This window comes from Longimonas sp., assembly GCF_046498435.1.
Taxonomy (GTDB): domain Bacteria; phylum Bacteroidota; class Rhodothermia; order Rhodothermales; family Salinibacteraceae; genus Longimonas.
In genome coordinates, this window is sequence record NZ_JAWOAR010000143.1 from 1 (window position 1) to 9,215 (window position 9,215).

Annotated in this window: 7 protein-coding genes and 2 pseudogenes; 3 read left to right on the top strand and 6 right to left on the bottom strand. The window is 60.4% G+C overall.

What is annotated here, in order from left to right; all coding sequences use genetic code 11:
• Positions 1–321 precede the first annotated feature (321 nt).
• Entirely contained in the window at positions 322–1,446 is a 1,125-nt protein-coding gene (gene mutY, locus R6U20_RS05275; protein WP_410336818.1) for an A/G-specific adenine glycosylase, read from the top strand.
• A 91-nt stretch (positions 1,447–1,537) separates the two neighbouring features.
• Here mutY and R6U20_RS05280 read toward each other — a convergent pair whose 3' ends face one another.
• The 6 genes and pseudogenes from R6U20_RS05280 to R6U20_RS05305 all read right to left on the bottom strand — a co-directional run.
• Positions 1,538–2,005: a nucleoside deaminase gene (locus R6U20_RS05280; RefSeq protein ID WP_410336819.1), complete on the bottom strand. Its 468-nt coding sequence runs from the start codon at positions 2,003–2,005 to the stop codon at positions 1,538–1,540.
• A 36-nt stretch (positions 2,006–2,041) separates the two neighbouring features.
• A complete protein-coding gene (locus R6U20_RS05285; protein WP_410336820.1) occupies positions 2,042–3,037 on the bottom strand; it encodes a 3'(2'),5'-bisphosphate nucleotidase in 996 nt (331 codons plus the stop codon).
• Positions 3,038–3,117: 80 nt separating this feature from the next.
• Entirely contained in the window at positions 3,118–3,588 is a 471-nt protein-coding gene (locus tag R6U20_RS05290; RefSeq protein WP_410336821.1) for a type I restriction enzyme HsdR N-terminal domain-containing protein, read from the bottom strand.
• A 147-nt stretch (positions 3,589–3,735) separates the two neighbouring features.
• The gene (locus tag R6U20_RS05295; RefSeq protein ID WP_410336822.1) at positions 3,736–4,989 is read right to left on the bottom strand and encodes a lipocalin-like domain-containing protein; all 1,254 of its coding nucleotides are present in this window, start codon (positions 4,987–4,989) and stop codon (positions 3,736–3,738) included.
• 151 nt (positions 4,990–5,140) lie between these two features.
• Positions 5,141–7,453: a LemA family protein gene (locus R6U20_RS05300; RefSeq protein ID WP_410336823.1), complete on the bottom strand. Its 2,313-nt coding sequence runs from the start codon at positions 7,451–7,453 to the stop codon at positions 5,141–5,143.
• 281 nt (positions 7,454–7,734) lie between these two features.
• Positions 7,735–8,658: pseudogene (locus tag R6U20_RS05305) on the bottom strand (phosphoenolpyruvate carboxykinase (ATP)); the annotation flags it as partial.
• Between the two features lie 2 nt (positions 8,659–8,660).
• On the opposite strand from R6U20_RS05305, the pseudogene R6U20_RS05310 reads away from it, so the two are divergent.
• Positions 8,661–8,783, top strand: a pseudogene (locus tag R6U20_RS05310) (iron chelate uptake ABC transporter family permease subunit); the annotation flags it as partial.
• On the top strand, positions 8,783–9,215 hold a 433-nt coding region (locus R6U20_RS05315; RefSeq protein WP_410336824.1), incomplete at its 3' end, for an ABC transporter ATP-binding protein. The pseudogene R6U20_RS05310 and the gene R6U20_RS05315, both read left to right, overlap by 1 nt.

Genomic DNA, 9,215 nt, shown 5'->3' on the forward strand with positions numbered 1-9,215 from the left:
TGCCAGGGGCACCTTGTCCGGGATGACACATTGGTACGTAGTGCTGAACGTTGTGTTATACGCAATGCCCCACTCAGGTGTCATCCTGGACGCAGTGAGCTTGCGAACGGAGATCCAGGATCCAGGACATAAGCGCACTTCACGAGAAGGCGCAGGACCGCTGTCACTTGGGCCCGGTACTGAAGTTCAGGGTGCCCCCTCAAAACATGTACATTGAACTATCGCATTTGGTATTATTCAGGCAACTGGCCTGCTGCACGCTCTGGTGTACCATTCCTGTGCACGTATCGCCGTCCCTCCGCATCCTCCTAAACCCCCCCTGTGGCTGACCTCGACCTGCCCGAAATTACCGGTACCCATCGCACACGCTTTCGCACAGCGCTCCTGGACTGGTATCACGACGTGAAGCGCGAGATGCCGTGGCGCAACACCGACGATCCGTATCGCATCTGGGTGTCGGAAATCATGCTCCAGCAGACGCGCGTGGATCAGGCCGAGCCGTACTACCAGCGCTTCACCGACGCCTTTCCGACGGTGCACGACCTGGCCGAGGCCGAGCGCGATGTGGTGCTGCAGCAGTGGGAGGGCCTGGGCTACTACTCACGCGCCCGCTACCTTCACGAGGCGGCGCAGACCGTGGTAAGCGAGCACAGCGGCACGGTGCCCAGCACGTACGACGGACTCAAATCGCTGAAGGGCATTGGGCCGTACACTGCGGCGGCGGTCGCGTCGATTGCCTTTGGGAAGGCCCACGGCGTGCTTGATGGCAACGTGATTCGCGTCCTAACGCGCGTCTTTGCTATCGAAGAGGACTCGACCCGTAGTGCCACGCGCCGCCGCCTGCAAGCCCTGGCCGATGCGCTGGTAGACCCTGATGAACCCGGCGATGCCAATCAGGCGCTCATGGAGTTGGGCGCTACGGTTTGCACGCCACGGAATCCCGCCTGTAACGAATGCGTGCTGGAGCCGGTGTGCAAAGCTGCGGAAGCAGGAAATCCCGAGCATTATCCCGTCACCCCCGAAAGCAAACCCGTGCCGCACCACGACATTGCCGTCGGACTCGTGTTTGATGAGGCAGGTCGCCTGCTCATCCAGCGCCGCCCCGACGATGCCATGCTCGGCGGGTTATGGGAGTTTCCGGGCGGAAAGTGCGAGGAGGGCGAATCCCCCGAGGCCGCCTGCCGCCGCGAACTGCAGGAAGAGCTTGGCATCACGGTGGAAACCGACGGCCTCTTCTACACGCTAAAGCACGCCTACTCGCACTTCAAGATCACGCTGCACGCCTATCCGTGCCGCATTGTGGACGGCACGCCTACCCCAGAAATCGACCAGCCCATGCAGTGGGTCACGGTCGACGAACTGGCGGACTACGCCTTCCCGCGCGCCAACCGCAAGCTGATCGAAGAACTGAAGCGCCGCGAGTACGCGCCGTCGCTGTTTGATTGAGAAGAGCGACAGGGCTACCATTCGGGGTGGTGTTTAGGCCAAGTTAGCGGAGCAGAGCCCCTGAACAGCCTGCGTGGCACGAAGCACACGTTCAGTATTCGATACGGTCTTCGTACTCGGTCCACGTCTTAAAGGGCGCCCAGCTTTCGTCTTCGAGCACGCGCTGCATCGGAATGGAGCGCTCTTCGGGGGGGCGGTCGATCTCTTCGTAGATGTGCGAGTCGTCGAATCCCACCTGAGCCGCTTCGGCGTGGGTGGCGGCGTAGTACACGCGGTCGAGGCGCGCCCAGTAAACGGCACCAAAGCACATGGGGCAGGGCTCGCACGAGGTGTAGAGCGCGCAGCCCGACAGGTCGAACGTACCCAGTTTATCGCAGGCACGCCGGATGGCGGTAATCTCGGCGTGAGCGGTGGGGTCGCTCGCCGACGTCACGATGTTGGTGCCCGCAGCAACGATTTCGTCGTCGCGGGTGATAAGCGCAGCAAAGGGGCCGCCGCGCTCGGACTTTACGTTTTGAACAGCGAGGGCAATGGCCCGGCGCATCAGGTCGGGATTCATAGCGGGGGTGGGCTGAAGTAAAAAGGATGTGAGAGCCTATCGCTCGTAGTCGGCAAGGGCCTGGATCACGCTGTCGTGGATGGCGCCGCTGGTGGCAACCACGCCCGTGTTTTCGGAGAGCAAGGGCGCGTGCGTAAAGTCGAGCGGCTCGCCGTGCATGTCGGAGACGCGTCCGCCCGCGGCTTCCACCACGAGGCGCCCGGCAGCATGATCCCAGATCTTTTCGGTGTAGTCGGATCCGGGGCGGGGCAGGCGGAAGTAGATGTCGGCATCGCCACGGGCTACGATCGCGTACTTGGCCTGGCTGTCCATGCGAATGGGCGGCGCGCTGATGCCGAGCATGTCGCCCACCTCTTTGGCTTTGTCGTGGGCGCTGTGGGCCGAGACGAACGAGTCGCAGAAGCGCGCCTCCTCGGCCTGAGCGGTGTCGCGGGTGTGGATGGGCGTGCCGTCTGCGTTTGGATCGGACAGCGGGAACTGCATGGCGCCTTCGTCGCGCACAGCGATGAACACCTGTCCGTGCGCGGTCGGATCGTCGAGGTCGTCGGGCAGATTCGGGCAGCCGAGCGCGGCCACGGTAGGCACGCCGTCCTCCACGAGCGCAAGCGCAATGGCGTACTGATCGCCGCGTACGAACCCCTTGGTGCCGTCGATGGGATCGAGCGTCCAGAAGCGGTCGTGGTAGCGGTCGGCATTGCCGTGGTCGATCCAGCGGCAGATGGAGTCGGCGTGGGCAGCGGGTTCGTGCGTTTGCACACGGGCTACGACCTGCTCCAGGATGTGCGCCTGCTCATCGGTTTGCAGCATGGCGCTGTCTTCTTCAGCAATGACAGGCGTATCCGGAAATGCCTGCTGTAGCGCGTGGCAGATGAGCGCCTGGCTCCCGAAGTCGGCGACCGTGACGGGGCTGCGATCGTCTTTCGTGGCGACGGTGTTGTCGATGTCGGCCTGCACAGTCTGGCACAGGGCAGCAGCAGCGCGGACGGCGCGCAGGGCAACAGAGCGAGCAGGGGCGGTAGTATCCGAAAACATAGACAGGAAGCGATACGGGTAAATGAACGAGCTACAACATAATAATATACAAGCCAGCATCGGAAGTGTGTAGCGCGAGGCTACGTGGAAGACGCCTTTGCGCACAATTCGTCGTACGTGGGCAGCTCGTCTAAGAACTCGGCCTTCCCAGCGCCTGGGTCGACGCGGCAGACGTAGTGCAGGTGGCCGTTCGAGGCAACCCAGAAGGGCGCTTGCAGCACCTGATTGTACCGGCTTGTTTGGTCGAACACGTCTTGCGTGAGCGGCACCGACGGGGCTTTGCACTCCAGCAGCACCAGCGGGTTGCCACTGCGCGTGTGCACTACGAGGTCAGCGCGATGGATGCGCTCCTGCCACGTAAACGCTTGCTCCACAGTTATCAGTCCAAGTGGCACGTTGCGAGCGTTGCGCAGAAAGTGGATCCAGTGTTGGCGCACCCACTCTTCGGGCGTGCAGCGCACGTACTTCTGTCGCACTGGGTCGTGGATGTGCAGCGCCTCGTCGCGCTCGGTCATCTTCGCGTTGATGGCGGGCAGGGCAAGGGCTTGCATGGTGGGGGTGGTTTTTGAGGGAAGCGATGGCTGGATACGGATGCGATGACTGCTCGCGGCCACACAGCCACGGGGCGAAGCCCCAGAACGGATGCGTCACGAAGCAGAGCCCCGTGACGAGATGCGCATCCCCCAACTGCAATGAAACTACGACATCGGTCCCGCCGAGGCCCCGTCGGCGTAGCCGGTGAGTTCGACGTAGCCACGGCCCGAGAGGTCCGACCCACCCGCCGTGCCGTCAATCTGCACCGCGCCTTCCCAGTAGCGCACCGACACGTCCATCTCCTGCCCCGGAAAGTACGCATCGATAGTCAGGTCCAGGTCGTATTCGGGGATGCGCATCTGCCAGGCCACAGGATACGTGCTTTCGCCATCGACGTCGCTCGTCCACGTATCGGTGACCTCAAGCTCCACATCCTCGCGTTCGATCAGGGTCGAGGAGCCGTCTTCCTCCACCAGAAGCCCTTTGCTGAAGGAGCTTGGCATGCCGTTGTCGTTGCGGAGCTGGTAGTACATGAGCTCGCGCCCGTCGTCGAACTGGAGCGAGAACCAGTCCCAGCCCTCCTGGTCCTCGGCGAGGGCGCTGGTGCTCCACTCGCGGTCCATCCAGCTCTGACCCGTAACGTTGATCGTGTCGCCTTCGACGATGACTTGGCCTTCTGTATTCAATTGCGTGTACGAGTAGTAATACGACGCATTGCCCGAGCCAGGCCCTTTCTGGCTAAGGCCTCGGTCGCCCTGAAAGACGGGTGCCTTTTGCGGGGTAACGGTGAGGTCGAAGCCCATCTCGTCGTCGCTGACCTGTAGGCGGAGCGGAAACGTCGGGTCGTTGGGCGTGGCGTTAGGCGTCTGCTCCACGGGCTCGGCGCTCTGCATCGACCAGTCGTTGAGCCAGACGCGAAAGGGCTGGGCGCGGGCCCCGGCAAGTCCGGCTCCGCCCCGGGCGAAGCGCTCGGCGCTGCGGTGCCAGGCGCGGTCCATAGCGCTCACGCCCACATGGCTCATGTAAAACTGATTCGTGCGCCAGTCGGATGCGCTGGACGGGTCGCTGGCCGGGTTGCTGGACACGGCGGTGACGGTCGCAGAATCGGGCGGCGAGAGCGCGGAGCGGAAGATGGTGAACTTGAAGCCGTACGGGTTGCCGTCATCGCCATCGAGATTGCCGGTAAAGTACCACCACTCGGTCTGGAAGCCGGGGTGCGGACCGTGGTCGTCGGGAAACGAGAAGTCGATCACGCGGTCGGCGCGATCGTAGCCGGTGGTGTCGGAACTGCCCATGGCCTCAGCCACCGACGTAGTCGTCTGCACCGACGCGTTGTCAACAGTGGGTTCCGAGAGCCAGTATGCGCCCAGCCCCAGCAGCAGCGCGATGGCGATGAGAATGAGTAGAGGACGGTTCATGGGCGGTGGGCGTCGTTGAGTGCAGGATCGGATTGTCAGTTCGTAACGCAGCAAGCGGCGCACACGTTGGCCCCGGGCTTAGAATCCGACCAATCATACACGAAGTGTTGCAATTCTGATGGATGTTCGGCCTCTTATCTCCAATCCAGTCTTAGCCAACGTCTGGCGCAGACGAGGAGTTAGGCTCTGCGGTGTAGTACGAAGCTGGCGAAAAGCCGACCAGCCGAGCAATGAGCACCTCTGGAAGGCGGCGACAGCGAGCATTGTAGTGCTCTACAATGGCGTTGTACCCATCTCGCATGAGAGCAACTTCGGTCTCCACCTCGTCAAGGGTATTCATAAGCTCCGCAGCTGCGTTGTGGCCATGTAGAGCCGGGGTATCTTCGATCGTTGCAGTGACGACGTCACGAACACGCTCTTCGGCATTTAGGCGCGCATCGGAAGGATCAGCCGGGGTGTCCTCCTCGTGCAGCGTACGCGCCTCGCTGATCGTATCCATCACCTCCGCTTCGTGGTCGAGATAGCCCTGCACAACCTCTACCAGCTGCGTAATCAAGTCAAACCGTTTGGCCAGGGCCACATCAATGTTCGACCAGTTCCGATCTACGCGGCGCTCTAAGAACACGAGATCGTTGTAGTACATGATGCCAAGCCCAATCATCATATAAGTTAGGGCAAATCCAGTTGTTGTGACATACAGTGCAGGGCCAAAGGAGGTGACCATTCCGGCGATTGCCAGGCCAATGCCCACAGTGGCTACCACCCCAACTGCAAGACGGATGAACGCGTTGAATGCTTTGTGGAACATCAGTTTTTTCTCGGACCAATTGCTCACGATGGAGGAAAAGTCGTCCTCGGTATCTGTTTCGGTGTCTGTGATGAGCAGTCGGTTGTGGGTGTCCGTGTCGATCGTAGCCGGCCCCAGCACATAGAGCGAATCACCTGGCTCAATACGCCGCTCTATGTGCTTGCGTGAGCCCGACGAGCGGACGGTAGTCGTGTCAGTATGGAACTCAGCGCGCTGGAGATCCACCAAAATAGACCCCGAGTCATCGCGGCAGCGAAACGGAACGCACCGCGATTCTTCGTGGATGGTATGCCAATCATCGTCGTCGTCTTTTTCCTTTATTGCGTGATAGTAGTAGATACAGGGCTCTTCGCTAACAGGAGCGGTCAGCAAACCAGTGCTTTTGTGCGGCAGGGCGGTGCCCTTTATTTCGGAGAGCCCGTACACCAAACCATCGATGGGCGTGGTCGGGAGATGCTCAATGAGCCGTTTCACTTTGATTGTGCTCATGCCGCCTCGGCTGGCTATGTATCCTACAAACCCTGCTACAAGCAAGAACAAGAATGCACGCCAGCGCACCAGCCGGGTGGGTTCGAAGGTAGCCTCGTGCTGCTGAGCCTCCTGGGCAAGTGTATCGGGGAGTGGAATCGGGGCAGGGGCGTCGAGTCCTGCAGACCAGGCGAGTACCGATTCCGGCCCGTGGTTCAGGTGGGCCCGAGACCGCTCCACCGAACGCGACAGATTAATGCGCAGGGTATTGAGCTTCGCTTTTGTGGAATCGGGAAGCGTACGGTACGGGGCATCGTCCAGCGAGCCCAGCTCAGCCCAGTCGCCGTTCCACGACATCCCGTGCTCATCCAGCAGGTAATCGGCTACCTCGGTGGTTTGCTGCAGGGTACGCTCGGCGCGCTGTGCAGTGTCAGAAAGATCCTGGTTCATCATCAAGAGGCCCTGCACGATGAGCGCCACAATCATCACGGTTGACAGCCCGATGAGATAGGTGGCCGAGTCATGAACGCGAAAGAGCCACAGCCCCAGCAGCACAGCCACGGCCAGAGCGGCGAGTCCACCCAGCAAAAAGAGCGCGCTTCCCTCAGCGAGCCCCGCCCGCGCCCGGAACGCCGACCAATCCGAGAGAATGGGGCGATAGCTGCCATCGGCCTCGAATCCAATATTGTAGTTCGATCCAGAGCGTGAGGCATATCCAAACAGGAAGACCTCATCGCCGGGCTCGATGCGATATTCAGTGTAGCGCCGAGATCCACTTTCGGTACGATAGTCTCGTGTCAACTGATAATCCACGTCATCTGTGGGGCGCACCTGCACGCGGCCCGTTTCATCCTCAATCCAGAAGGTGTCGGCATACCGCGTCTCATCGCGCACCGTGCGCCAGTACGTATCGCCATCCGAATCCTCTTCCTCTTCCTCCACAACATAGCGATAATAAACTACGGACTGTTCCGACCTGGGCGCTGTGAGAAATAGGCCGTTGTCTGTGACCTGACCGGTTAGGTTGACCTCGCCGGGTACAATGCCGTCGATCGTAATTTGAGGCACGCGTTCAATCTGCCGCAGCGCATAGATACGGTCGAAGCTGATATAATTGAGCCACACGCCGACGCCCACGGTTACAACGAGTCCTAATCCCGCCAAGCCCGTGAAAATAACCCGCTTCATTCCACAGTTTAGTCTGATTATGGTGGGAAAACGATATCCTGCGCTTCACATAAGAGACACGCGAAAACTGCAACGAGTCGGACAGGACGGCGCCCGCCATCGCATCTTCAGTCCGATGCCGACGTATGGACACGTGCGTTACAGGACCCAAAAACCCCAATCCAAAAACCCAACTCCGAACTCGCACCAAAACGAACACAGCCGAAGCCCATCGAAGGGGCTCCGGCTGCATGATGCGGTATCGTTATGTAACGACCCTTATGCAAGGCGCAGGACGTGCGCTACGCGCTTTGCGTGCTGGGTCCGGCGGCAGCAACCTCTTCACCTGCTCCCTCGGCATACTGCTCGAAGTGCTCAGCGAAGAGCCCCGTCAGTTTATCGGCCTGCGCGTCGTAGGCCGACTTGTCGTCCCAGGTGTTGCGAGGGATGAGGATCTCGTCTGGGACGCTGGGGCAGCTCGTGGGCACGCTGAACCCAAATGTAGGATCGGTCTGCGTCTCTGCCTGTGCGAGCGATCCGTCGTGGATGCCATCGATGATGCTGCGGGTGTGCTTCAGCGGAACGCGGTGGCCAGTGCCGTAGGGCCCCCCCGTAATGCCGGTGTTCACCAGCCAGACATCGGCGTCGTGGGCGCGGATCTTCTCGGCCAGGAGTTCGGCGTATTTGCTGGGATGCCACACCAGGAACGCAGCGCCAAAGCACGCGCTGAAGGTAGCCTTGGGTTCTGTTACACCCATTTCGGTGCCTGCAACCTTCGCCGTGTATCCGCTAATGAAGTGATACATGGCCTGCTCGGGCGTGAGCTTGCTCACGGGCGGCATTACGCCGAACGCGTCGTACGTAAGGAAGATAATGTTTTCGGGGTGCCCGCCCGTCGCCGGAATCTTGACGTTGGGGATGTATTCCAGCGGATATGAGGCGCGCGTGTTCTGGGTGATGGAGGTATCATCGTAGTCGACGGTGCGCGTCTTTTTGTCGTAGACGACGTTCTCCAGCAGCGTGCCGTACTGAATGGCGTTGTAGATTTCGGGCTCGCTCTCTTCGGTCAGGCCAATAGCCTTGGCGTAGCAGCCGCCCTCAATGTTGAATACGCCGTCGTCGCTCCAGCAGTGCTCGTCGTCGCCGATGAGGCGGCGGTTCGCATCGGCAGAGAGCGTCGTTTTGCCGGTACCGCTCAGGCCGAAGAAGAGCGTCACGTCTTCGTCGGCTTGCCGCAGACACTGCAGCAAGGCTTGTCCTTGCCCCTCACGTGCTGCCGGTCTCCATTCTGACCTCTTTTCTGGGCGCGCCCGTGTTTATATATCTTATTATCCGGGGATACAACAGATGATGCTTACGGTGGACAACGTCTCATTTCAGTACAAAAGCACTGCAGTGCTTGATTCCGTGGGATTTGAAGTGCCGGCCCATCATGTGGTCTCCATTTTAGGGCCCAACGGGGTGGGGAAAACTACTCTGCTGCGGTGTATGAATGCAATACTCCGCCCGGAATCCGGTATTATAAGCATCAACGGGGAAAATATAACCAAGCTTGATTCAATGCAGATCGCACGCAAGTTCGGATATGTTGCCCAGAAGGCCGAGGCAGCCAGAACCACGGTATTTGACGCGGTACTGCTGGGAAGGCGGCCCCATATAACCTGGAGGGCGACAGCCCATGACCTGGAACTTGCAAATGCTGGCATTCACAGACTGGGGCTTGAAGCGCTTTGCCTGAGGTATGTAACGGAACTAAGCGGAGCCGAGCTCCAGAAAGTCAGCA